Raw genomic sequence first — 23,259 nt, forward strand, 5'->3', positions numbered from 1 at the left:
AGAACTGACAACCTCAATAACATGAGAAAAACATCTACCGCCTTCGCACTGCTGCTTTTAGCCGGCTGTGCCCAGCCAATTGCGCAACCAGACACCGCAACGCAAACAGCCACAGCCCCGCAGGCAAATGCCGCCAGTGCGCCGGCAAGCCAATCCGCCGACCCCGAAATGGACGCGTTTATCAGCGACCTGATGGCCAAAATGACGCTGGACGAGAAAATCGGGCAACTGAACCTGGCGGCTGTGGGCTTCGACGTGACCGGCCCGGTGGTGAGCCAGAACGTGGACGAGAACATCCGCAAGGGCAACATCGGGGGCGTGTTCAACACCTTTACCCCGGTGGCGGCCCGCAAGCTGCAGGAAATGGCAGTGAAAAACACGCGCCTGCACATCCCGCTGCTGTTTGGGTATGACGTGATCCATGGGCACCGCACCATTTTCCCGATCCCGCTGGGCATTTCCACGAGCTGGGACATGGACGTGGTGGAGCGCAGCGCGCGCATTGCCGCTGAGGAAGCCTCGGCTGACGGCCTGAACTGGGTTTTCTCGCCAATGGTGGACATTGCCCGTGACCCGCGCTGGGGACGCATCGCCGAAGGTGCCGGAGAGGATACCTGGTACGGTTCGCAGGTGGCCAAGGCCATGGTGCGCGGCTACCAGGGCACCGACCTGACCAAGGAAAACACTGTGATGGCCTGCCTGAAGCACTTTGCCCTGTATGGCGCCGCCGAAGCCGGTCGGGATTACAACACCGTGGATATGAGCATGCTGCGCATGTACCAGGAGTACCTGCCGCCTTACAAAGCAGCGATCGAGGCTGGCGTGGGCAGCGTGATGACCTCCTTCAACGAGGTGAACGGCGTGCCTGCCACGGCCAACAAGTGGCTGATGACGGAGTTGCTGCGCGACGAGTGGGGCTTCGACGGCTTCGTGGTAACAGATTATACCGCCATCAACGAGCTGGTGCCGCACGGCCTGGGCACGGAGGCAGAAGTGGGTGCGCTGACACTCAAGGCTGGCGTGGACATGGACATGGTGGGCGAGGTGTTTCTCAAGCACCTGAACCAGCAGGTAAAAGACGGCTCAGTGAGCGAGGCCGATATCGACAAAGCGTGTCGCCGCATCCTGGAGGCCAAGTATAAACTCGGACTTTTTGAGGACCCATACCGGTATACCAACGAGCAGCGCGCCACCGAGACGATCATGAAGCCCGAGTTCATCGAGGCTACCCGCGACATTGCCCGCAAGAGCATGGTGCTCCTGAAGAACAGCAAGCAGACGCTTCCGCTCAAAAAGACCGGCAGCATTGCCTTGGTCGGGCCGTTGGCCAAGAGCCAGCGCGACATGATCGGGAACTGGAGCGGTGCCGGCGACTGGAAACAGGCGGTGTCGCTGGAGCAGGGTATCCGGAACGTGGCCGGCAATGGCCTCAAGATAAACTACGCCAAAGGCGCCAACTTTACCGACGACAAGCAGATGATCGACCGCCTGAACGCACATGGCGGCGAGTTGCAGATCGATACCCGCACCTCGCAGCAAATGATTGCCGAGGCCGTGAAAGCCGCGCAGGCATCTGATGTGATCGTGGCCGTGGTGGGCGAGTCGCAGGGGATGACCGGTGAGGCAGCCAGCCGTGCCGACATTACCTTGCCCGGTCAGCAGCAGGAACTGCTGAAAGCGCTGAAGAAGACCGGCAAGCCGCTGGTAGTGGTGCTGATGAACGGCCGTCCGCTGGCCCTGCAGTGGGAAGAGGAGAACGCCGATGCCATGCTGGAGACCTGGTTTGCCGGCACACAGGCCGGTAACGCCATCGCCGATGTGCTGTTCGGAGCCTACAACCCATCGGGCAAACTGACGACCACCTTTCCGCAGGTGGTAGGCCAGGTGCCGCTGTACTACAACCACAAAGCTACCGGCCGCCCCTACGGTGGCCAGATGCTCGATAAGTATAAGTCGCGCTACATGGACGTGTCGAACGAGCCGCTGTATCCGTTTGGGTATGGCCTGAGCTATACCACGTTCAGCTACGGCAAACCGCAGCTAAGCAAAACCAGCATTACCCCAACCGAGACGCTGGAGGTGACGGTAAACGTGACGAACAGCGGTAACTTCGATGGGGAGGAAGTGGTGCAGCTCTACCTGCAGGACGTGCATGCCTCGGTTACGCGCCCTGTCAAAGAGCTGAAGAACTTCCAGAAAATCAACCTGAAAAAAGGGGAGAGCAAAACCGTGACGTTCCGGGTAACGCAGGAAGACCTCAAGTTTTACAACACCGACCTGGAGTATGTATATGAGCCCGGAGCCTTCAAGTTATATGTAGGCACCAACTCCCGCGACGTGCAGGAGGCAGATTTTACACTGACAAAATAGGGGAGGAGCACATCGCCGGGAGGACACGGTGAAGTTAATAACTCTCCTGCTTCAGCCGTTACATCAGTATATGCAGACAAACCCTAACATGTTTTGATCATGGACTCCAGTTGTAAAAAAACATATATGCGGAGCACGACCCACAGCCTGCGGACCTGTTGCCTTGCAGCGCTGGGCCTGCTCACTATCTTTGGCTGCGACCAAAAAAACCCCTCTACCTCAGCCGAGCAGACATTCGAGCGAAAAGTAGTAGACAAAAACCCGCCCTCCACGCCCTTGTCGCCGGAGGAGAGCATGAGCAAGGTGCAGCTGCCGCCCGGCTACCGCATCGAGCTGGTGGCCAGCGAGCCGATGGTGCAGGAGCCTGTTGCCATTGCCTGGGACGGAAACGGCAGGATGTACGTGGCCGAGATGAACACCTATATGAAGGATGCGACGGGAAGCGGCCAGTTTGAGCGCACCAGCCGGATCAAGCTGCTGGAAGACACCGACGGCGATGGCCAGATGGACAAGGCCACCGTGTTTGCCGACAGCCTGCTGCTGCCGCGCGCCGTGCTGCCCGTAGGCGATCAGGTGCTGGTGCAGGAAACCAACGTGCAGCACATCTGGAGCTTCCGCGACACCAACGGCGACGGCGTGGCGGATGAGAAAAAAATGGTTTTCCGAAACGACGCCATCGACCTGCGGAACCTGGAGCACCAGAACGGCGGCCTGCTCTGGAACATGGACAACTGGATATACCCCACTCGCGACAACCTGCGCTACAAATACACCAACGGCAAGCTGGTGGCCGACACCCTGATCGATAACATGACCGGGCAGTGGGGCATCACCGCCGATGACTATGGTCGCCTGTATTTCTCAGAGGCCGGTCCGGGTTTGCCCGCGGTGCAGATTGAGCAGATGCCCGCGTATGGGGCCCTGAACTTCAAAGACCAGTATACCCCGGATTTTGCGGTGCCGTGGCCCATTATCGGTACGCTGGACGCACAGGGCGGGAAAGACGCACTGCGGCCCGAGGACAACACGCTGAGCCACTTCACCTCTGGAGCCGGGCAGTCCATCTACCGGGGCGACCGCCTGCCCGCAGACATGCAGGGAGATTACTTTATACCCGAGCCGGTTGGGCGCATCATCAAGCGGGGCCGGGTGGTGAACAAAGATGGCAAGATACAGATCCAGAATGTGTACGAGGGCAAAGACTGGCTGGCGTCCGCCGACATGAACTTTCGCCCGATCAACACTTATACCGGTCCTGACGGTGCCTTTTACATCGTGGACATGTACCACGGCATCATACAGGAGAGCGAGTGGTCGGGGCCAGGCACCTACCTCTACGACATCATCCAGGAGAAAGAACTCTTCAAAAACAGGGGTATGGGGCGTATCTATCGGATCGTTCACGACGATTTCAAGCCCGACCCGACAAGACCCAACATGCTGAACGAACCTGCCAGCAAACTGGTGAGCTACCTGGAGCACCCGAACGGCTGGTGGCGCGACAATGCGCAGGCCCTGCTTGTGGTGCGCAACGACAAATCCGTGGTGCCCACGCTCCGGAAAATCGTACTGGGGGAGAAAGCCACCCTCCGCAAAAAGCCAAACCCCGTGACCCGCATCCACGCGCTATGGACGCTGGAAGGCCTGGGCGCGCTGAACAAGGACATCCTCTTCGAGGCCCTGGCTGCTGATGCGCCCGAAACCAGGAAGGCAGCGGTATGGATCAGCGAGATGTATATCCGCCAGAATGATCAGGAGGTGCTCCGGAAGCTGGGCGCGATGACCGAGGACCCGAGCGCGGACGTGCGGATACAGCTCATGCTCTCGCTCCGCGAAAACAAAACAGCCGAGGCGCAGGCCACCGTGAAAAAGCTGCTGGCCGCCAACCCGCAAAACGAACTGATGCAGAAGTCCTATGCCGCCTTTATCGACACCCGCCAGAAAATCGCGGCAGAGAAAGAACGCGTCAAGAACATCAGCCCCGAGGATCGGGAGCTTATTGCCAAAGGCGCGACCATATACAAGCAGCTTTGCACCAACTGCCACGGCCCCGCGGGCAAAGGGATACAGGTCGGCGACCGCATGCCGGCCCCACCGCTTGCCGGCTCTCCGCGCATGAAAGGCGCTGACAGAATCCTGCCCATCGAGATCCTGCTGCACGGCATGAAAGGCCCTATCGATGGCGTGGAGTATACCGATATGATGCCCTCCATGGCGGGACAGAGCGACGAATGGATTGCGGCTGTGCTCAGTTATGTGCGCAACAGCAGCGAGGTCGGGAACAAGGCCTCCGTCATCAAGCCGGAGGAGGTAAAAGAAGTGCGCGGCCGAACAGAGCTGATACCCGGCGGCGCAACTTTGCAGTATCTGGAGGTACACAAAGGCTACCGCACCACCCAGCGAAACTGGGCAAAAGACTAAAGCAAAGACATCATGCGCATGAAACGGAACCCCCTGTTGCTGCTTCCCCTCTTGTTGCTTTGTGGCTGTGCCCTTACTGCGCAGGAGCCCGCCTATACCAACCCCGTCGGGATGGAGTTTGTGCTGATAAAGCCCGGCAGCTTGGTGGTGGGCCAGTACCAGCCCACCGTAGGCAAACCCGACAGGAGCAACACCAACAGGCAATGGCTACCCGACTCGGTATATGCCGTGGCGGAGGAAATGGCCCGCAATGCGGCCATGCCCGGTTTTGAGGTAACCATCGAGCGGCCCTACTACCTCGGTAAGTTTGAGGTGACGCAGGCGCAGTGGCAGCAGGTGATGGGCAGCAACCCGTCCTTCTTCCAGGGCGACAAGGTGCCCGACGACGCGAAACAGCACCCGGTGGAAAACGTGACCTGGGAAGATGCGCAGGCCTTTGTAAAGACGCTGAACACGCTGGATAAAAAGCATACTTACCGCCTGCCCACTGAGTTTGAGTGGGAGTATGCAGCCAGAGCCGGGGCAAAGGATGATATTCCGTGGGCGGAGATGAACAAGGTGGCCGTGAAAGGCGGCAACACGACCAGCGCCATAGGGCAGAAGCAACCGAATGCCTGGGGGATGTATGACATGCTGGGCAACGTATGGGAATGGGTGCAGGACTATTACAACGAGAAGATTTTCGCGGACCCGGTGCCGCCGCGTTCCGGCAAGCAGCATGTACTGAAGGGCGCTTCCTTTACCGGCGACGCGAAAAATGCCACCTACAAAACGCACGCCGCCGGTCCGGGCAACGGCTTCGACGTGGGGCTGCGGGTGGTGATGGAAGCCAATAAATAAGTATACACGAAACTGGGATAAGAAGCCGTATGCAGCTAAAAAGTATCACCTTGTTCCTCTTCTCTGTTTTGCTGAGCCTCACGGCGGGCGCACAGGCACCCGCGGGGTTCAGGCCCATTTTTAACGGCCAAAACCTGGAGGGCTGGCATATCAGCCGCACCACGCACCAGGGCACTACGCCCGATGTGCGGGTGGAGGACGGTGCGATTGTGCTACGGCAGCAACCCTACGGACAAGGCGGCGTGTTGCTGTCGGATAAAAAATACAAGAACTTTGAGCTGTATGTAGAGGCGAAAATCGACACTTTCTCGAATGGCGGCATTTTTCTGCGCTCCTCCGAAAGCGGCATCGCTTACCAGATTGAGCTGGACGAGACGGCGGGCAGCACGGGCAGCCTCTTGGGAGAGCGCATGCCGGTCAGCAATAGCGTGAAGGCGACTGAGCGGGAGCGGGTATGGAAAGCCAACGACTGGAACGCGTTCCGGATTCGGATGGTGGGCGAGGAGCCGCACCTCACGCTCTGGATAAACGGCGTGCAGATGTGGGACGTGACGCAACCCAAAAACGATTTCGTGGCAGGGGCCACCGAGGGTATGATCGGCTTCCAGTCGCACTGGACGGCGCTTTTCTCTCCGGCAGCCTTCGACTGGAACGGCCTGGAGTCGTGGGCTCCCGGGGCAACGCATCGCTTCCGCAACATCGCCATCAAAGAACTGGACAAGGAACTAACGGAATAAAACCGCGCGCATACAGCGCTTGCATACAGGTATTTGAATTATTCGCAGTATAAAAGCCGCTTCTATATGTCGTGCCGGCTACTGCATCACTTAAACGAAAGAAACATGAAAGAGACGTTTACTTTCCTGCGCACCCCTTTTCGGGCGGCTGCGCTCCTGATGATCACGCTGCAGATGCTCTGCGCTGCCGGAACAGTGCAGGCCCAGAAGAAACAGGCCGAAGCGAAGCCCCTGAACGTGATTTTCATCCTGAGCGATGACCACCGGTATGATTTCATGGGTTTCATGAACAAGGTGCCGGGCCTAAAAACCCCGAACATGGACCGCATGGCCAAAGAGGGCGCGCACCTGCAGAATGCCTTTGTCACGACCTCGCTCTGCTCGCCCAGCCGCGCCTCCATCCTGACCGGGCAGTATGCCCATACCCACCAGATCGTGGACAACAGCGCCGCCTTGCCCGAGGGGCTTACCTTCTTCCCGCAGTATCTGCAGGAGAAGGGCTACCAGACCGGCTTTTTCGGGAAGTGGCACATGGGCAACACCGACGACCAGCCGCAGCCCGGCTTTACCAAGTGGGTGAGCTTCAAGGGCCAGGGGGTATACTACAGCCCGACCTTCAACGTAGACGGCAAGGAAGTAAAACAACCCGACAGCAGCTATACCACCGACCTGCTGACGGATTATACCCTGAACTGGCTGAAGCAGCGCGACAAGAACAAGCCGTTTTTCGCCTACCTCTCGCACAAGGGCGTGCACTCGGAGTTTATGCCAGCCAAACGGCACCGGGACGTGTATAAAAACATCCAGGTGGTGAGCCCGCCCTCCATGTACCTCACCGCTACCGATTCGAGCAAGCGCTGGGGTATGGTGCAGGCCCCAACAACTCCCGTGAACACCCGTGACATCCCGGAGTGGGTGCGCAGGCAGCGCAACAGCTGGCACGGCGTGGACGGCATGTATGACGGAGCGATTCAGTTCGACGACTTCTATCGGCAGTACCTCGAAACCCTCCTGAGCGTGGACGAGAGCATTGGCCGCGTGCTGGACTGGCTGAAGAAAGAGGGCCTCGACAAGAACACGATGGTGATCTATATGGGCGACAACGGCTTCCAGTTCGGGGAATTGGGCCTGATCGACAAGCGGGACATGTATGAGGCGTCTATCCGGGTGCCGCTGCTGGCCCGCGCCCCCGGCCTTATCAAGCCGGGTACGAAAGTGCCGCAGATGGTGATGAACGTGGACATCGCCCCGACCGTGCTGGAGATGGCCGGTATGGAGAAGCCCGCGCAGATGCAAGGAAACTCCTTCCTGCCCCTGCTGAAGGGCGAGCAAATTGCGTGGCGCAACAAAATGTACTATGAGTATTACTGGGAATGGGCTTTCCCGCAGACGCCCACGATTTTCGGCGTCCGCACCGACCAGTACAAGTACATCTACAACCACGGCGTGTGGGACATCAACGAGCTGTACGACATCCAGAAAGACCCACAGGAGATGAACAACCTCATCCGAAACCCGGAATACGAGGCGGTAGCCAAAGAACTGAAAGCAGATATGTGGAACTGGCTGGAAGCTACGAACGGCTTGCAGATACCGCTCAAAAACTCTCCCTACCGCCGTATCGACCTGCCATTTAAAGGTACTTACTAACCCGAGTGAACTCGAGAATTTATACATATACCTCAACATCAGCAACATGATAAAACACACCTGCTTTTTCGCCTTCCTGCTATGTCTGTTTTTCACTGCGGCAGGAGTACAGGCACAGGGAGAACTGGATGCCTATGCCCGGAAAACATATGTGAAAGGGAATGACACCTTGCCCTACCGCATCCTATACCCCAAAAATTTTGACCCTGCCAGAAAGTACCCGCTGGTGCTGGTGCTGCATGGTGCCGGTGAGCGGGGAGACGACAACCAGAAGCAACTGGTGTATGGCGCAAAGCGCTTTCTGGAGGAGCAGGAACAGTTTCCGGCGATTGTTGTTTTTCCACAATGCCCCACAGATTCCTATTGGTCCAACGTGGACATCGTGAAAGACGAGGCGGGCAAGCGTACCTTCAACTTTCAGGAGAAAGGCAAGCCCACCGAAGCGATGCGCTCCCTGATGGGCCTGCTGAAGCAGCTGGAGAAAAGCGGCTCTATCGACAAAGAGCGGATGTATCTGGGCGGCCTCTCGATGGGCGGGATGGGCACCTTCGAGTTGCTGCGCCGCAAGCCCAACACGTTTGCGGCTGCTTTCCCGATTTGCGGGGGCGGACACCCGGCTACCGCCAGAAAGTATGCGAAAAAAGTGGACCTCTGGGTTTTCCACGGGGAAGATGACAGCGTGGTGCCGGTGGAGAAATCCAGGATTATGGCTGCCGCGCTTGAAGACGCCGGAGGCGACGTGCAGCTGACGATTTATCCGGGAGTAAACCACAACAGCTGGGACTATGCGTTTAAAGAGCCCGCGCTGCTGGAATGGCTCTTCTCTCACCAATAGGGTGATTCAGGGGTACTTATAGATGCCTGGCGGAGGTATAAACAGGCATCCGCTAGCCAGCTCCGAGCAGGGAAATGCGCGTTTACGTTAGGTATACAGTGGGTTTTTCTCTCCGCCTTTCTTCGTGGAAAGGCTTTTGTTTAGCTCTACGGCGGCGCTGATCAGGGCCAGGTGGGTGAACGCTTGCGGGAAGTTACCGAGCAACTCACCCTGCAGCCCGATCTCTTCGGAGTATAGCCCCAGATGGCTGGCGTAGCCCAGCATCTTCTCGAAGTGCAGCCGCGCCTTGTCTACCTGCCCGGCTTTGCTGAGGTTTTCGATGTACCAGAACGAGCAGATGCTGAAGGTGCCCTCTGTGCCATCCAGACCGTCGGAAGCGCCGCGCTCGGTGCTGTAACGGTATACCAGCGAGTCGGTCACGAGGTTTTCCTCAATGGCTTTCAGTGTGGCCTGCCAGCGCGGGTCTGCCGGACTGAGCATCCGCACCAGGGGCATCACCAGCGCAGAGGCGTCCAGCACGGTAGCGCCACGGTACTGCACAAACGCCTGGCGCTCCTCGCTCCAGTAGTTCTCATACACATCTTTGTAAATCGCGTCGCGCGCTTCGAGCCACTGCGCTAGCGGCGCCGGGAAAGAACGGTCGCGGGCAATCCGGATGGCCCGGTCCAGCGCCACCCAGGCCATCACCTTAGAGTACAGGAACTCCCGTTTCTCGTTGCGCACCTCCCAGATGCCATGGTCCGGCTGCTTCCAGTTCTCGACCACAAAATCGACGAATACGGTCAGGTCTTTCCAGAAGGCATACGTGATGGGGCCACCATGCTTGTTGTAGAGGTAGATGGTGTCGATGAGCTCGCCGTAGATATCCAGCTGGAACTGCTGGAAAGCCGCATTGCCGATGCGCACCGGGCCGGAGCCCACATACCCCTCCAGATGGTCCAGCACCTGCTCCTGCAGCTGCGTCTCGCCATCCACGGCATACATCAGCTGCAGATCCGAGGCCTTAACCATATCCTTGCACCGCAGGATGATCCATTGCAGAAAGTGCTTCGCCTCGCCGATAAAGCCCAGCCGCAGAAACGCATACATCGTGAAGGCCGCGTCGCGGATCCAGGTGAAGCGGTAGTCCCAGTTCCGGCTACCGCCCAGCACCTCGGGTAGGCCGAAGGTGGCAGCGGCGATGGTGGAGCCGTGTTCCAGGGAGGTCATCAGCTTGAGGGTGATGGCAGAGCGGAGGACCATCTCGCGCCAGCGCCCCTGGTAGGTGCTCTGCTCGGCCCAGTCGCGCCAGTAAGCAACGGTGTCGGCAAAGGCGATGTCGGTATAATACTGCAGCTCCCGGCCCTTAAAGGAACTTTCCTCCTGCGGCACGGCCTCCAGCACAAAAGAGGCCTGGCTTCCCTGCTCCATCGTCCACTCGCCCAGCAGGTCGCCCTCCTGCACCTGCACCGGCTGGTCGGAGATAAACCGGAACTCGGCCTTGTCGGCCCCCTTGCTCCGGATGAGCAGCGCGCCGTCCTCGTTCAGCACCTCGTGGCTGGCACGGGCATAATCAGGGCGCGGCCTGCACTCCATCCCGAACGTCATGCTCCCCTTGATCACGGTGAGCATGCGCACCACCGAGCAACTGAAGTTGTTGCGCCGGAGCGGCATGAAATCCGTCAGCTCGCCCATACCCTCAGGTGTGAAAAAACGGGTGATCAGGACGCCGGTGTCTGGCAGGTACAGCTGTTTGTAGCGTGTTTCGGGGTGCTTCGGCTTGATTTGCCAATACCCGCCCTTGTTCTTGTCCAGCAGCGCCGTGAAAATAGTGGGGGAGTCGAAGCGGGTAAAGGGCAGGTAATCAATAGAGGCGTATTTCGATACCAGGGCCACGGTGTGCATGTTGCCGATGATACCGTAATTGGCGATGGGGCAGTAGTCTGTTTGCATGGGCAGGGGCATTTGGTGCTCTTATCTCCTAACGGCTGGCTGTGGGTTGCGTTGTGCCGGAAGCGGGCGGAATCCTTCCTTTTGCAGTGCAATCCGGAGGGGGGAAAGATCTCCCAGAAAAAATGGTGATGAGGCTTTCGGGGGTATAATGAAAATCGGTTCAGTTACGTTGTAGACAAGGCAGATTTCGCTTTTAGGTATGGCACGGGATTTGGATCTATGCAGCGGCTTCCGCCTGTTAAACCGGTCATCATACACATTAATAACACGATACCATGAATAAGAAAACTATCCTGCTACCGCTGCTGTTTGCCCTGTTTTTAAGTATGGCCAGTGCCTTTACCCAGCAAATAGCCGCCGCCGGCGAGAAATGGAATTTGGATTATGAAGCAGCCAGTAAAACGGCAAAAGCCGAACACAAGCCCATCCTGATGGTATTTGGCGGTTCGGACTGGTGCAAACCCTGTATCATGCTGCGCAAGGAGGTATGGGAGTCGGAAGCGTTTAAACGCTATGCCGCAGACAACCTGGTGCTGGTGGAGCTGGACTTCCCGAGGTTGAAGAAAAACCAGCTGCCCGCCGAGCAGGTGCAACAAAACGAGGCGCTTGCTGCCCGCTATAATAAGCAGGGCGTGTTCCCGCTGGTGGTGCTGACCGATGAATACGGTAAGGTGCTGGCCACGACGGGCTACCAGGCAGGCGGGCCGGAAAAATACATCGAACACCTGAACACACTGCTGCAGCATTAAATGCCTGAACCCGCCTCCCACAGAGGCGGGTTTTTACTTTCTGTAAAGCAGGTATAACGGAAACGCAGGTATAAATTTCACTTCCCAAAACGAAATTTATACCTGCGTTTCCGTTATACTTGTTGTTTAAACCTTAAACCCTTTTGATTAGATGGCGCAGCGGTTTTTTGCGTATGCCAACATACTACCCGATCGTTGTATGCCGCGCTCTCTTTTTTTACTTCTCCTTTTTATGTGCATGGTCCTGCCACCAGCACGTGCCCAACGACTCCCGACCAAAGAGCCAAACACGTACAGGAAGGTTTTGCTATTGATGGGCACCCGCTTCGAGCTGGCAGTTGTTACCCGCGACGAGCAGCGGGGGTGGGAGGCGATAGCGGCGGGCATTACGGAAATAAAACGCATCGAGGCGCTGATCTCCGAATGGCAACCCACCTCCCAAACCAGCGCGATTAACCGGAACGCAGGTATAAAGCCCGTTGCGGTAGCTTCCGAACTGTATGACCTGATCAGCCGCAGTAACCGCATTTCTGAGATGACCGGCGGCGCCTTCGATATCTCATTTGCCGCTATCGACAAGGTATGGCACTTTGATGGCTCGATGAAAACCCTGCCCACGCAAGCACAGGTGGCAGCATCCGTTTCTAAAATCAACTACAGAAACATCATCCTGAACCCGGCAGACCACTCTGTGTTCCTGAAGGAAACCGGTATGAAAATAGGCTTTGGGGGTATAGGCAAGGGGTATGCCGCCAACCGCGCCCGCGATGTGATGCGGGAGATGGGTATGGCAGGCGGTGTAGTAAACGCTGCCGGCGACCTGGTGACCTGGGGCAAACAGGCTGATGGACAGCCCTGGTACGTGGGCGTGGCCGACCCTGCCGAGAAGGACAAGGTGTTCTCGTGGCTAACGGCAGACGAAACCTCGGTGGTGACATCCGGCAACTATGAAAAGAACGTAACGCTGAATGGCAAGCGGTATTCCCATATCATCGACCCGCGCACCGGGTTTCCGGTGTCGGGCCTCAAAAGCGTGACCATTGTCTGCGCAAACGGCGAGTTGGCCGATGCACTGGCAACGGCCGTCTCGGTGCTGGGACGCGAGGAGGGATTATACCTGATCAACCAACTGAAAGGGGTAGAGTGCCTGCTGCTGACGGACACCGATGAAATGGTGACGTCGGATAACCTGCACCTGCATTTTTACAACAACCAAAAAAATACTGCTGGCAATACTGCTCAGCCGGTTCCCTTAAAGTGATGGCATGAAAAAGCACCTGAGATATTGTATTGTTGGCTCCTCCCTGGCCCTGATGGCGCTCGCGAGCAGTTGCCAGGCGGTAATGCCCTATCAGAAAACCTACCTTAACGAGGAGGAGATGAAGCTCAGTACCCGCGGGCTGGAGTCGTTTGAGGTGAACTTCGAATCATACCGCGAGGGAAGCTCGGGCGCAAACGGCGGTAAAGTGGGAGGAGGGTGCGGATGCAACTAAGGCTTTTAGTTTATGGGATGCTGGCCCTGGCATTTTTTCTAGTAGCCACTGCTGCCTTCGGGCAGGAGGGCAATTCCGCCAAGCGCGTGCAACAACTGCCTCCTTCCGATGTGAACATACTGGCCAGTTACTATAGCCAGGACGGCAACCACTCGCCGGTAACAGGCGGCATCGGGACGGAAGAGCTCACCGATTTTACACCCACTATCATCGTAAACGTGCCGCTGGATACGGTCACGAACCTGAACGTGAATTTCGGCATGGACTATTATACCTCCGCCTCCACCGACCGCATCGACTTTAACGTTTCCTCCGCCTCCAGTTCTGATACCCGCACCCACATCAACGTGGGCCTGAGCCGCCGAAACAGCGTCCGCCGCACAATTAAAAGCATTACGGTGGGCGGTTCTACGGAGTATGATTACCAGTCGCTGTCGCTCGGGTTGGGCTGGTCTCAGGAGTCGCGGGACGGGAACCGCGAACTGAGCGTGGGTGGGCAGGTGTACTTTGATACCTGGAAGCTGATCTACCCCATAGAGTTGCGGGGACAGGGAAGTCTGGTAGACACAGACAAGCGCCAGTCGTACAACTTTTCCGCCACCCTTTCGCAGGTTATCAGCAAGCGTTTGCAGGGGTCGATCTCGGCAGACCTGGTGTACCAGACCGGCCTGCTTTCGACGCCATTTCACAGGGTATACTTCCGGGAGCAGCAGACGGTCCAGGTAGAACAGTTGCCGGACAGCCGCCTGAAATACCCGATTGGGTTGCGTCTGAACTACTACGTCAGCGACCTGATCACGATGCGCCTCTTCTACCGCTTTTATGCCGATAGCTGGGGCCTGATCGGGAATACCGCTGAGGTGGAGGTGCCGTTTAAAATTGGGCCGTTTTTCTCGATATACCCTTTCTACCGCTACCATACGCAAAAGGCCGCCGACTATTTCGCGGCTTTTAAAGAACACAGCCTGAGTGAGGAGTTTTATACCTCCGATTATGATCTCTCAAATTTTAATAGTCAAAAGCTAGGGTTAGGCGTGCGTTACTCGCCGCTGTTCGGTATCGCCAAGTTCGGACTGCCCTTCACGAGCAACAGCACCCAACTCAAGAGCATCGACCTGCGGGCTGGCCGCTATTGGCGCAGTGACGGCTTAACCTCCATGATTTTCAGCACCGACTTTGGCTTTACCATACCGAGCGAGTAAAAGAAAGCGGGCCTCAACTGTGTAAGCTGCGGCCCGCTTTCAATTTATACTGCCTATGTACTCGACCAATTTAATTACCAGAATTAGCATTTGTTTTTATATGACTAGAAACGGCTTTATGCCTCATTTCTAATTCTTAATTTATAATTTGGAGGAGCACTAAATGCTACGGCATCACTTCCTGTTTCGCTATTTCTAAATGCTGCAGGATCACATCAAACACATCCACGGCCTGTAGCTCCTGGGGTAGCGGCTGCTTGTTTTTGGTGAGCAGCACCGGCCACTCGGCTTTGTCTTCCTGGATGCGGCCATGCGAGCCCTTGATGAGCGTGGCGTCCAGCGGGATAATGTCCATCACCATCCGGAAACCCAGCTTCTTCTTCAGCACCTTCCCGATCACTTTTGGCATCAGGAACTTGATGGTCGGGTCGGCAAACATCTCCACGGGGTCGTAACCTGGTTTTTTATGGATATCCACCATGCGGGCGTAGTCCGGGGCACGGCTATCGTCGAGCCAGAAATAGTAGGTAAACCAGGATTTGGCATCGGCAATTACCACCAACTCGCCGCACCGCTCGTGGGACAGGTGATATTTGTCGCGCTCCGCTCCGGCCAGTACTTCCTGCACGCCCGGAACTTGCCGCAGCAACTCCTGCACCGCCGGTATATCGGCTGGGTTCTGGATGTAGACATGCGCGATCTGGTGGTCGGCAACGGCGAAGGCTTTGCTCATGGCCGTGTCCAGTAGCTCCGTTCCGCGTTCCTCGCGCACGGCAATATAGCCACTGGTGCGTAGCACGCGGTTCAGGTGCACCGGCTGGCTCACCTCGCTGATGCCATACTCCGACAGCACAATCACCTCGGCGCCTTTGGCCTCATAAAACGTGATCAGGTCGCCCACTACGGCATCTATTTCCCGCAGGTCTTTGGCCACGCGCGCATCGTTGGGGCCGTGGCGCTGCAGGTTATAGTCCAGGTGTGGCAGGTAGATGAGCGTTAGCGTCGGGTTATACAGGTCGTCGGTTATTTTGCTGGCATCCGCTATCCACTTGCTCGACTTGATGGAGGTTTTCGGGCCCCAGTAATTGAACAGCGGAAACGTGCCCAGTTTGGCTTGCAGCGTGTCGCGCAGGTCGGCGGGCTGGGTATAGCAGTCGGGCATTTTACGGCCGTCGGCCAGGTACTGCGGGCGCGGGGTGAGGGTATAATCGGCGGTGGTGTTCATGTTATACCACCAGCCCATGTTGGCCACCGTGAAGTTCGGGTCTTTGGCTTTCGCCACGTCCCATACCTTCTGCGCCTGCACCAGCTTGTTCGACTGCCGCCAGAGCTTCACCTCATCCTCGTCTCGGAAGTACCAGCCGTTGCCCACGATGCCGTGTTCCTCGGGCCATTTTCCGGTGAGGTAAGTGGACTGCGCCGTGCAGGTGACCGCCGGCACCACCGGGCGAATAATGCTTTGGTTTGCCTCCGCGGCCCATTTAGAAAGGAACGGTGTGTTTTTGCCGAGGAGGGATTGCGTGAGCCCCACCACGTCCAGCACGACTGTTTTACGCATGTTGCCTGTCGTTTATAGTAGTCAGAACCCACTCCAGCTCGCGCTGAATGGACTCTGCAAGGTCTTTTTTCATGTCTTCGGGAAGCACGTCCCAGGTATAGGTCTCTACCTCGAGGTGGGCAGTGTGTGGCGTGTCCCGCACCAGTTGCAGCACGTCCACAATGTCCTGCTGTGTCGATTCAAGGCCATTGTAAGTTTGCGTGAACACCGGCACATGGAAGTGCGTGCGCCATTCCACAGCGTTCGGCTTCCGGATGTGCTGCAGCGCAAAAGTCAGGTCGGGGTACTGCGTTAGCGTGCCGTCATCGCCGCGCTCCACCACCTGGTGCAGGTATGTGGATTCGGCAAACCCGGCGAGCGCCTCGGCCAGTTCCCCGCGTGTTTCCACGTCTTTGGGCAGCTCGGTTTTCAGGGCCGCGCTCAGCTGTATCTTCCCGATCTTTATACCCACATGCCTGAGTTTGGCGAAGGCCTCAGCTGGTTTTTCGTAGGCCAGCGCGAAATGGCAGACATCGTAGCAAAGCTGAATGTGCTGCAGTATGGCGGCCCGGGCTTCTTCTTTCTCCATCCCCCGCGACTCCAGTAGCGCTTTTATACCTTCCGGCAATAGCCACTCCTGGTAATAATTGATGACCTCCTTGCTGTTCTCCAGCAGCCCGTCCGGCTCCGGCTCAATGTCGATGTGAATGGTTTTGCCCGTTTCCTCTTTTAAGTTGACCAGCGCCTCCGCCAGCTTGACAAGGCGTTTGGTGGCGCTGTTAAACACCGATTTTATCTTCGAGTCGTCCTCCCCCATAAACCAGGGCTTGTAGGAAAGGGGCGAGGTGGAAATACCGCCTTCCATACCGGCTGGCAACAGTTCCACCAGGATGCGTGCGAGGCGTAGGGTATAGTCCAGGCGGGCATCCGTGGTCCAGTCTGGCTTGTGCACGTTGTCCTTCACCGACTGATGGTGGAAGCCGCCGTACGGGAAACCGTTCATGGTAAACACATACAAATCCTGCTCCGTCAGCCACTGCTTAAACTCCTGCAAATGGTTGCCTTCTAGAATCTCTTCGCTGGCTAGGTTGGAGAGGCGCAGCCCGATGCCAAAAGGCTGATCCGGGGAAAGTTTTTGTTTGAGCGGCGGGAAATAGGCTTTGAGTTGCTGAAAGACCTCGGCCCACGATTCGCCGGGATGGATGTTGGTGCAATAGGTAAGATGATGTCCTGTGTCCAGATACATGTTTCGTCTGTTTTTTGGTATGAAACAGCGGCCAGCATATCACCGGCCCGACTGCTCTATAAGTTCGTGGCGGGTTGGCGCTGGTGGCGCTTTTGCAATAGGTTTACGGCCTCCCGCACGAGCGGTTCCTCCATGTGGTGCACTTCCACGCCTGCACCGATTCTGGTCAGCAGCATGATGGTGAGTTGCCCCCCGAGGTGCTCCCGAAACTCCTGCAGGCCTTTCCACACGCTCAGATGCCCGGTACCGGCTTCTGTCTGTGAAAGCTCAGGCACATAAACGGCAAAGCCCAGGTCCTCCAGCAGTTCGAGGATATCCTCATATTCCGCCTCGGTCAGCATTCCTTTCAGGAAGGAGTAGGTCACGTCGAGGGCCATGCCGATGGCAACAGCCTCGCCGTGGCGCAGGGTATAGTCCGTGAGTTGCTCCAGTTTGTGCGCGGCCCAATGCCCGAAATCCAGCGGGCGCGACGAGCCTGACTCAAAGGGGTCGGCTCCGCCGATGTGGTCCACGTGCATTTCAGCGCAGCGATGTATGAGCAGCTGCATGGCCGGCAAATCGCGGTGGGCCAGCTTCGTCGCATCCTGCTTGATCTGCTTGTAAAAGGCGGCATCCTTGATAAGGGCCACTTTGATGGCCTCGGAGATTCCGGCGCGCCAGTCGCGGTCGTCCAGCGTCAGCAGGAAATCACTGTCGTTGATGACGGCGAAGGGCGGGGTAAAAGTGCCAAGGAAGTTCTTCTTGCCGAAAAAGTTAAAGCTGTTTTTCACACCCACCGCCGAGTCGTCCTGCGACAGCACCGTAGTCGGGATGCGGATATGGCGGATGCCGCGGTGCGAAATGGCCGCGGCAAAACCGGCCATGTCCAGCACAGCGCCCCCGCCAATAGCCACGAAATAGGCATGGCGGTCGATGCCGTGGATGTTCACCGCTTCCAGCAGTCGCTGCAGAAGTTCGAGGCTGTTCTTCACTTCCTCGCCGCCGGTTATCACCATCGGCTCGGCCATCAGCTTCATCATACCCTGGTTGGCGGCAGCGTAGTCTTTTATTTCATCGGCCAGCTGCGGGTGCGCATCGGCCACGCCGCTATCGATCACAAAAAACACTCTGCGCGGGGTAGTGCCTTTATCTTGTTGCAGCACATCTGTGAACACAGTGTTGTCGGGCTTGAAAAGCCCTGCTGTAAAGTACACGCCGTACTGAAACTGCACTGTAAACGACTGCTCAATTGGCTTCATATCGAATCGAAAAAGGGTAAATCATGGTTCATGTCAAGCGGCTGCCAAACGGCTTCTGCCTGAAAGGTTGAGGCACTGCCTGAAGGTATAACAGTCGAAAAGGTGCAACAATTCTCAGGTAACGGCAAATTTGCGGGCAATGTATATAGAAACCGGCAGCAACAGCAATACCACGAGGCCATACTGCCAGCCCGCGAACCCCGCGGCCATACTGGCGTTCATCACAATCAATGCCAAAATGCCCGCTTTCACCGCTTTTATAATGAGCCGGGGCTCTTTGGTGGGCATGGCTTTGAAAAGCGGTGGAAAAATGAGGTAGGCAAACAATAGCAAAAAAGGCAGGCTATACAGCAGGTTAAACTGCGGCAAAAACGCCAGGCTGATAATGCCGCCAAACACCAGCGCATACATCAGCACGGCGCCGCGCAAAGCAGCCATGTTGCCGCCATGCACCTCGCCCCGGCTCACCATCGTGATGGCGGCAATGTATACAATGGGGATAAGGGCCATAAACCAAAGTTGCTCTATAGCAGCCGGAACGGCGCTCATACCCAGCAGCAAATTGCCGCCACGGCACGAGCCCATGTTGATCGGCCCCAGGAAATTGTGGTGCTTGCCTTTCCAGTCGTAAAGCACGGCCAGGCCTGCAACCGCCAGTGCAATGATGGCACTAATGCCGGATACCTGCCACGCCGCCAGCACGCCCAAAACCAACAGACTTATACCCAGCGTGGCCGCCCCTGAAACTGTAGCTCGACCGCTCGGGATAGGCCGCTCGGGGCGCTCCACGCGGTCGAGGTCAGCGTCAAACACATCGTTGAACACCACACCGCCGCCATACAGGCCGATGGTTGCCAGCACCAGCCAGCCCAGTGGCTGCAGTGTTTCGACGCTCAGGCCGTTTTCCCAGAAAGGTGTTGTCAACAGCATCCCGGAGGCCGCAAAGCCCATCAGGATGTCGGCGATGGCGGTAACGATGTTGGCAGGGCGCATGAGGCGCAGGTATGCTCCGAATCGCGTCATTAACGTACGATGTTTGAGCCCATCTCGCCCTCATCCGCATCCAGGTCGCCTACCACTGGGGTTTGGCCACCGCGCAGGATGGAGTTGTCGGAGAACTTCTCGCGCTGATCTATCATGTTTTTGTCGAGCCAGTCCGACTCGTGCATCTGGCCGCTCTTGCCAAAGGCATCCAGGGCATTCTGGTAGCACACCTTGCGTACATCCTCCATCGAAATACCGCGCTCCAGCATCAAAGAGGCCGTTTTCGGCACAGAAAGCGGATCGCTGATGCCCCAGTCGGCGGCGCTGTTCACGATAATGCGCTCCGAGCCATACTGCTTCACGATCTCCACCATGCGCTCATTGCCCATTTTGGAATGCGGGTAGATGGTGAAGGCCGTCCAGAAGCCGCGGTCCAGCACGTCCTTCACGGTTTCCTCGTTGTTGTGGTCCACAATCACCATGTCCGGGGCGATGCCATGCTCCAGGCTCACTTCCATGCTGCGGAGGGTGCCGGATTTCTTGTCGCGGTGGGGGGTATGGATCTGCACGGGCATGCTGGTTTCCTTGGCCAGCTCCAGTTGCAGGCGGTAGTACTTGTCCTCGGCCGCGGTCTGGTCGTCATACCCAATCTCACCCACGCCAACCACGCCTTCCTTATAAATGAACAGGGGCAGAAGCTCCATCACCTGCTCGGCCAGGGCCTCGTTGTTTGCCTCTTTCGAGTTCAGACCGATGGTGCAGTAGTGCTTGATGCCGAACTGGCTCGCCCGGAAACGCTCCCAACCCACCAGGCTGCTGTAATAGTCCTTGAAAGAGCCGACCTCGGTGCGGGGCTGGCCCAGCCAGAAGGCAGGTTCGATGATGGCCACAATCCCGGCTTTCCGCATGCGCTCGTAATCGTCGGTGGTGCGGGAGGTCATGTGGATGTGCGGGTCAATCAGCATCAGGTTTTGCGTATTCATATCTAAGTTTTATCTGTGATGTATGGATGGGTATAAAATCGTCTCTTGTTTCGTTAGGCTTTCGCCGCCGCCGCTTGCCCGATGCGGTCCCAGTTTAGCTCGCCATTCTCCACGCGCTGTTTTAAGGCGGTGTGCGTTGCCAGAAGTTCTTTGGCAGGCCCGAAGCTGCTGCTGGCGCAGGCCAGTGCGGCAGCCTCCCGTTCCGTCTCGTCCGGCTGCACGAAAAGCTTCTGGATGTCTGGGAGGATCGCTGTGTCAATATGGGGCCCTACCGGCCGCCACAGCTCCGGCGACACGGGCCGACCTGCTGCCCAGCGCTCGTGGGCATAGCTAGAGAGCATGTGCGCGAGCTTGGGGTTGCTGCGTGTCTCTAGGCCATATATGCGGTAGAGCGGCTTGCCCACAAACAGCGTCTTCAGCACCAGCTGGTTCCATTGGTCTTCCTCCATATAGTCGGCAGGGTAGGGGTTGTCCAGCGCCACCGCCTCGTACACGTCGCCCATGTTGGTACGCACGCCCTCTGCGGCCCGGTGCGTAAATCGCTCCGGGTGCGGCAGCAGCGGCAGGCTGCCGTACAGTGCCACCAGTTCGCCCATGTCGGCGGTGCCGAAAAGCGTCTCGATCTGCTTCACAAAGGCCTCGGCATCACCCGTCGGGAGCGAGAGCAGCAGCAGCGTACGGGCTGCCCGGTCTGCGGTCCAGCCGCTGGGACTGAAGCCGGGCCGGATGGTGTTGGCCTGCGCTACCTCGGCATCAGTCAGTTGGAGCTTCTCTTTGCCTACAAACCGGGGGGCGGCACTGAAGGCAAGGTAGAGGTCCCGCGCTTTTGAGGTGTCGTTTCCCACCAGTTCCATTTTCTGGGTGAGCCAATCGTTGCCTTGCACAGACGTACTGCGCCCGAGGATGCTTTTCAGAAATGCTTTTGTTTCGGAGATGTTTGCCTGGTACACGATATGAATAAGGTTTTAAGATACACAACAAAGCAAAATACAGGTACTTCCGGCATTGCCATACTGCAGCCAACGGCTATGGCACCCGGCACACAGCCAAATGCACTCCTGTACGGGCTGTGGCTTGTTTGCCTCGTGCAAACTGGTATAAAGTTTAAACAACGACGCCAGCCTGATACCAAGTGAAGCACAGGTAAAGGTAAAAAGAATGATGCATATATATAAACCTACGGGAAAGGAAATGTTCGGCCGGGATGCAAAGTCCATGCAAAGGGGTATGACTGCACCAGCAGCCTACTTTTATCCCCGCCTGAAGAGACTAATTAGTTGGAGAAACCTTGTCTCTCCTACCTTATCGCTTGTGCAAATTTGGCTCACCCATCCCATTGGGCGGTAAGTAACGGTATACCTGGTTTTAAGTACAATGCATCATGCTGATTTTCAAATCCAATCGCGCTATTTATTTTGCCAGCGTCAACAGGAAATGATATCAAAATTAGTATGCATGCCGCTTAGTTAAGTGCTAAAACGATAGATGTTTAAACGTATTAGTTATATCTACCATGTAAATAGTACCTTTCACTTAAGATTATGATTTATTTGAAATAATTCATTATATATTTGAACGATACTTCTATTTAACTTGTATACCATGTGTAACCAAAACAACTTAAAAGACCGCTATGAAGGAATTAGAAAGAATTGAGAAGGGACTGAACAATAGCAAAACTTTACTGTACAAAATTGACCAGCAAGGTCTCGCCTGTTCTTTTGTGAACGGCGGCCTGGTGGTAGATTCTTTCGTGATTGAGGATGGGGTGCTGGCAGATGCACTCACAAGCAAGGGACTGAATGGCGTGGTGGAAGGATCTAACTTTGAGCAGTTGAGGAGCAATTATTCCTGGTTCTCAGTTCATGTTAAAACCAAGCGAGTATGCAGGGAGCTGCTGCAGAAATTGCCTGTTGACTCCCTGATGGTATAGACCGCTTCCGCTTGATTTTCTCGCTTCATATCGGGAAGATAGATTTAAATATACATGCTCTTAACACAAAGGCCTCTCCGGAATACGGAGGGGCCTTTGTGTTGAAAGACTAGGGAGCACCGTTTGGCGCACTGTTAATAGTTTTTGCCTAGCGGCCAGCGGCAGCTATACCTCAATTTCGCCGATCAGGTAGGTCACGGCCTTGCCGGATATTTTTACCCGGTCTCCGGCCATCTCGCAGCGCAGCTCGCCTCCCCGTTTCGAGAGTTGCAGGGCGCTGAGTACGGTTTTCCCGAGTTTCAGGCTCCAGATGGGGGCGAGGGTGGTATGCGCCGAGCCGGTAACGGGGTCTTCGTCGATGCCTGCCTGCGGGGCAAAGAACCGCGACACGAAATCCGCCTCGTCGCCCGGAGCCGACACAATCACCCCTCTGCCCCCTACGCTCGCCACGGCTTTGAGGTCTGGCTGCATGGCCGCTATCTCCGCCTGCGTGCTGTAGAGCAGCAGGTAATCGGTTTTGCCCCGGTACGCCTCCTGTGGCGCGGCACCAAACGCCTGCACCAGCGCCGCTGGCACTTCCACTGGCTGCACCTCGTCCACCGGAAAGTCAAGGGTCAGGGCATACCCTTTGTTCTCAACAGTGAGCACCCCGCTCCGGGGCGAGTGGAACCTCAGGACAGCAGACGGATGCCCGTAATAGTTGAACAGCACATGCGCCGAGGCCAGCGTGGCATGCCCACACAAGTCCACCTCCAGGGTCGGGGTAAACCAGCGGATCTTATACCCATCGCCGTCCGGCACCACAAAGGCCGTCTCGGCCAGGTTGTTCTCGGCCGCGATGTGCTGCATGGTCACTTCGGGCAGCCATTCCTCCAGCACGCACACCGCCGCGGGGTTTCCCCCAAACAGCGTGTGTGTAAAGGCATCTACCTGGTATAGCTTTATCTTCATGGGTCGTTATTATAGACAGGGTCTGGTGCACACACTATAATTGGCACAGGGGTAAAGATAAGGCATCCGGGTATAACTGAAAACACTCCCGGACATTTAGTTATCGGAGCGGCCAAAGCCGAAAGTACGCACGGTGGGTATGGCATGAGGCGACAGGC

At 56.8% G+C, this 23,259-nt stretch carries 19 protein-coding genes; 11 read left to right on the top strand and 8 right to left on the bottom strand.

The window, feature by feature from the left end; translation table 11 throughout:
- Positions 1-21: 21 nt before the first annotated feature.
- The 6 genes from bglX (at position 22) to MKJ04_RS18150 (ending at position 8,853) form a co-directional block, all read left to right on the top strand.
- A complete protein-coding gene (gene bglX / locus MKJ04_RS18125; protein ID WP_241643082.1) occupies positions 22-2,370 on the top strand; it encodes a beta-glucosidase BglX in 2,349 nt (782 codons plus the stop codon).
- Between the two features lie 126 nt (positions 2,371-2,496).
- Positions 2,497-4,791 carry a c-type cytochrome gene (locus MKJ04_RS18130; RefSeq protein ID WP_241643083.1) on the top strand — a complete coding sequence of 765 codons (2,295 nt, stop codon included), beginning with the start codon at positions 2,497-2,499 and terminating at the stop codon, positions 4,789-4,791.
- Between the two features lie 18 nt (positions 4,792-4,809).
- Positions 4,810-5,631, top strand: a complete 822-nt coding sequence (locus tag MKJ04_RS18135; RefSeq protein ID WP_241643084.1) for a formylglycine-generating enzyme family protein — start codon at positions 4,810-4,812, stop codon at positions 5,629-5,631.
- 29 nt (positions 5,632-5,660) lie between these two features.
- Positions 5,661-6,368: a DUF1080 domain-containing protein gene (locus MKJ04_RS18140; protein ID WP_241643085.1), complete on the top strand. Its 708-nt coding sequence runs from the start codon at positions 5,661-5,663 to the stop codon at positions 6,366-6,368.
- 105 nt (positions 6,369-6,473) lie between these two features.
- Positions 6,474-8,018 (top strand): sulfatase, encoded by a 1,545-nt coding sequence (locus tag MKJ04_RS18145; RefSeq protein WP_241643086.1) that lies wholly within the window; start codon positions 6,474-6,476, stop codon positions 8,016-8,018.
- 46 nt (positions 8,019-8,064) lie between these two features.
- On the top strand, positions 8,065-8,853 hold the full coding sequence (locus MKJ04_RS18150; protein ID WP_241643087.1) for a prolyl oligopeptidase family serine peptidase: 789 nt from the start codon (positions 8,065-8,067) through the stop codon (positions 8,851-8,853).
- A gap of 87 nt (positions 8,854-8,940) precedes the next feature.
- Here MKJ04_RS18150 and MKJ04_RS18155 read toward each other — a convergent pair whose 3' ends face one another.
- On the bottom strand, positions 8,941-10,785 hold the full coding sequence (locus tag MKJ04_RS18155) for a glycoside hydrolase family 15 protein (protein WP_241643088.1): 1,845 nt from the start codon (positions 10,783-10,785) through the stop codon (positions 8,941-8,943).
- A 275-nt stretch (positions 10,786-11,060) separates the two neighbouring features.
- On the opposite strand from MKJ04_RS18155, the gene MKJ04_RS18160 reads away from it, so the two are divergent.
- From MKJ04_RS18160 to MKJ04_RS18175, 4 genes are all read left to right on the top strand, one after another.
- Positions 11,061-11,534 (top strand): thioredoxin family protein, encoded by a 474-nt coding sequence (locus MKJ04_RS18160; RefSeq protein WP_241643089.1) that lies wholly within the window; start codon positions 11,061-11,063, stop codon positions 11,532-11,534.
- Between the two features lie 238 nt (positions 11,535-11,772).
- On the top strand, positions 11,773-12,795 hold the full coding sequence (locus MKJ04_RS18165; RefSeq protein WP_241643090.1) for an FAD:protein FMN transferase: 1,023 nt from the start codon (positions 11,773-11,775) through the stop codon (positions 12,793-12,795).
- A gap of 52 nt (positions 12,796-12,847) precedes the next feature.
- On the top strand, positions 12,848-13,027 hold the full coding sequence (locus MKJ04_RS18170) for a DUF4266 domain-containing protein (protein WP_410896834.1): 180 nt from the start codon (positions 12,848-12,850) through the stop codon (positions 13,025-13,027).
- Positions 13,018-14,229, top strand: a complete 1,212-nt coding sequence (locus tag MKJ04_RS18175; protein ID WP_241643092.1) for a DUF3570 domain-containing protein — start codon at positions 13,018-13,020, stop codon at positions 14,227-14,229. The genes MKJ04_RS18170 and MKJ04_RS18175 overlap by 10 nt, the downstream gene beginning before the upstream one ends.
- A gap of 166 nt (positions 14,230-14,395) precedes the next feature.
- On the opposite strand, the gene MKJ04_RS18180 is transcribed toward MKJ04_RS18175, so the two are convergent.
- The 6 genes from MKJ04_RS18180 to MKJ04_RS18205 form a co-directional block, all read right to left on the bottom strand.
- On the bottom strand, positions 14,396-15,787 hold the full coding sequence (locus MKJ04_RS18180; protein ID WP_241643093.1) for an alkaline phosphatase family protein: 1,392 nt from the start codon (positions 15,785-15,787) through the stop codon (positions 14,396-14,398).
- Positions 15,780-17,012 carry a metabolite traffic protein EboE gene (eboE, locus tag MKJ04_RS18185; protein WP_241643094.1) on the bottom strand — a complete coding sequence of 411 codons (1,233 nt, stop codon included), beginning with the start codon at positions 17,010-17,012 and terminating at the stop codon, positions 15,780-15,782. Before eboE ends, MKJ04_RS18180 begins: the two co-directional genes overlap by 8 nt.
- 56 nt (positions 17,013-17,068) lie before the next feature.
- A complete protein-coding gene (locus MKJ04_RS18190; protein ID WP_241643095.1) occupies positions 17,069-18,250 on the bottom strand; it encodes a 3-dehydroquinate synthase in 1,182 nt (393 codons plus the stop codon).
- 114 nt (positions 18,251-18,364) lie between these two features.
- Positions 18,365-19,273 (bottom strand): UbiA-like protein EboC, encoded by a 909-nt coding sequence (gene eboC, locus MKJ04_RS18195; protein ID WP_241643096.1) that lies wholly within the window; start codon positions 19,271-19,273, stop codon positions 18,365-18,367.
- Positions 19,273-20,217, bottom strand: a complete 945-nt coding sequence (locus tag MKJ04_RS18200; protein ID WP_241643097.1) for a TatD family hydrolase — start codon at positions 20,215-20,217, stop codon at positions 19,273-19,275. Before MKJ04_RS18200 ends, eboC begins: the two co-directional genes overlap by 1 nt.
- Positions 20,218-20,270: 53 nt before the next feature.
- Entirely contained in the window at positions 20,271-21,167 is an 897-nt protein-coding gene (locus tag MKJ04_RS18205) for an EboA domain-containing protein (protein WP_241643098.1), read from the bottom strand.
- A 683-nt stretch (positions 21,168-21,850) separates the two neighbouring features.
- On the opposite strand from MKJ04_RS18205, the gene MKJ04_RS18210 reads away from it, so the two are divergent.
- Positions 21,851-22,150, top strand: a complete 300-nt coding sequence (locus MKJ04_RS18210; RefSeq protein ID WP_241643099.1) for a hypothetical protein — start codon at positions 21,851-21,853, stop codon at positions 22,148-22,150.
- Positions 22,151-22,315: 165 nt separating this feature from the next.
- Here the strand turns inward: MKJ04_RS18210 and MKJ04_RS18215 are convergent, their stop codons facing one another.
- The gene (locus MKJ04_RS18215) at positions 22,316-23,101 is read right to left on the bottom strand and encodes a PhzF family phenazine biosynthesis protein (protein ID WP_241643100.1); all 786 of its coding nucleotides are present in this window, start codon (positions 23,099-23,101) and stop codon (positions 22,316-22,318) included.
- Positions 23,102-23,259: the final 158 nt, after the last annotated feature.

The organism is Pontibacter sp. E15-1, from assembly GCF_022601975.1.
In the GTDB taxonomy this organism is placed as follows: domain Bacteria; phylum Bacteroidota; class Bacteroidia; order Cytophagales; family Hymenobacteraceae; genus Pontibacter.

Coding starts and splice junctions, on each gene's coding strand:
- bglX (WP_241643082.1), top strand. CDS start 22: ATGAGAAAAACATCTACCGCCTTCGCACTGCTGCTTTTAGCCGGCTGT.
- MKJ04_RS18130 (WP_241643083.1), top strand. CDS start 2,497: ATGCGGAGCACGACCCACAGCCTGCGGACCTGTTGCCTTGCAGCGCTG.
- MKJ04_RS18135 (WP_241643084.1), top strand. CDS start 4,810: ATGAAACGGAACCCCCTGTTGCTGCTTCCCCTCTTGTTGCTTTGTGGC.
- MKJ04_RS18140 (WP_241643085.1), top strand. CDS start 5,661: ATGCAGCTAAAAAGTATCACCTTGTTCCTCTTCTCTGTTTTGCTGAGC.
- MKJ04_RS18145 (WP_241643086.1), top strand. CDS start 6,474: ATGAAAGAGACGTTTACTTTCCTGCGCACCCCTTTTCGGGCGGCTGCG.
- MKJ04_RS18150 (WP_241643087.1), top strand. CDS start 8,065: ATGATAAAACACACCTGCTTTTTCGCCTTCCTGCTATGTCTGTTTTTC.
- MKJ04_RS18155 (WP_241643088.1), bottom strand. CDS start 10,785: ATGCAAACAGACTACTGCCCCATCGCCAATTACGGTATCATCGGCAAC.
- MKJ04_RS18160 (WP_241643089.1), top strand. CDS start 11,061: ATGAATAAGAAAACTATCCTGCTACCGCTGCTGTTTGCCCTGTTTTTA.
- MKJ04_RS18165 (WP_241643090.1), top strand. CDS start 11,773: ATGGTCCTGCCACCAGCACGTGCCCAACGACTCCCGACCAAAGAGCCA.
- MKJ04_RS18170 (WP_410896834.1), top strand. CDS start 12,848: ATGGCGCTCGCGAGCAGTTGCCAGGCGGTAATGCCCTATCAGAAAACC.
- MKJ04_RS18175 (WP_241643092.1), top strand. CDS start 13,018: ATGCAACTAAGGCTTTTAGTTTATGGGATGCTGGCCCTGGCATTTTTT.
- MKJ04_RS18180 (WP_241643093.1), bottom strand. CDS start 15,787: ATGCGTAAAACAGTCGTGCTGGACGTGGTGGGGCTCACGCAATCCCTC.
- eboE (WP_241643094.1), bottom strand. CDS start 17,012: ATGTATCTGGACACAGGACATCATCTTACCTATTGCACCAACATCCAT.
- MKJ04_RS18190 (WP_241643095.1), bottom strand. CDS start 18,250: ATGAAGCCAATTGAGCAGTCGTTTACAGTGCAGTTTCAGTACGGCGTG.
- eboC (WP_241643096.1), bottom strand. CDS start 19,273: ATGACGCGATTCGGAGCATACCTGCGCCTCATGCGCCCTGCCAACATC.
- MKJ04_RS18200 (WP_241643097.1), bottom strand. CDS start 20,217: ATGAATACGCAAAACCTGATGCTGATTGACCCGCACATCCACATGACC.
- MKJ04_RS18210 (WP_241643099.1), top strand. CDS start 21,851: ATGAAGGAATTAGAAAGAATTGAGAAGGGACTGAACAATAGCAAAACT.
- MKJ04_RS18215 (WP_241643100.1), bottom strand. CDS start 23,101: ATGAAGATAAAGCTATACCAGGTAGATGCCTTTACACACACGCTGTTT.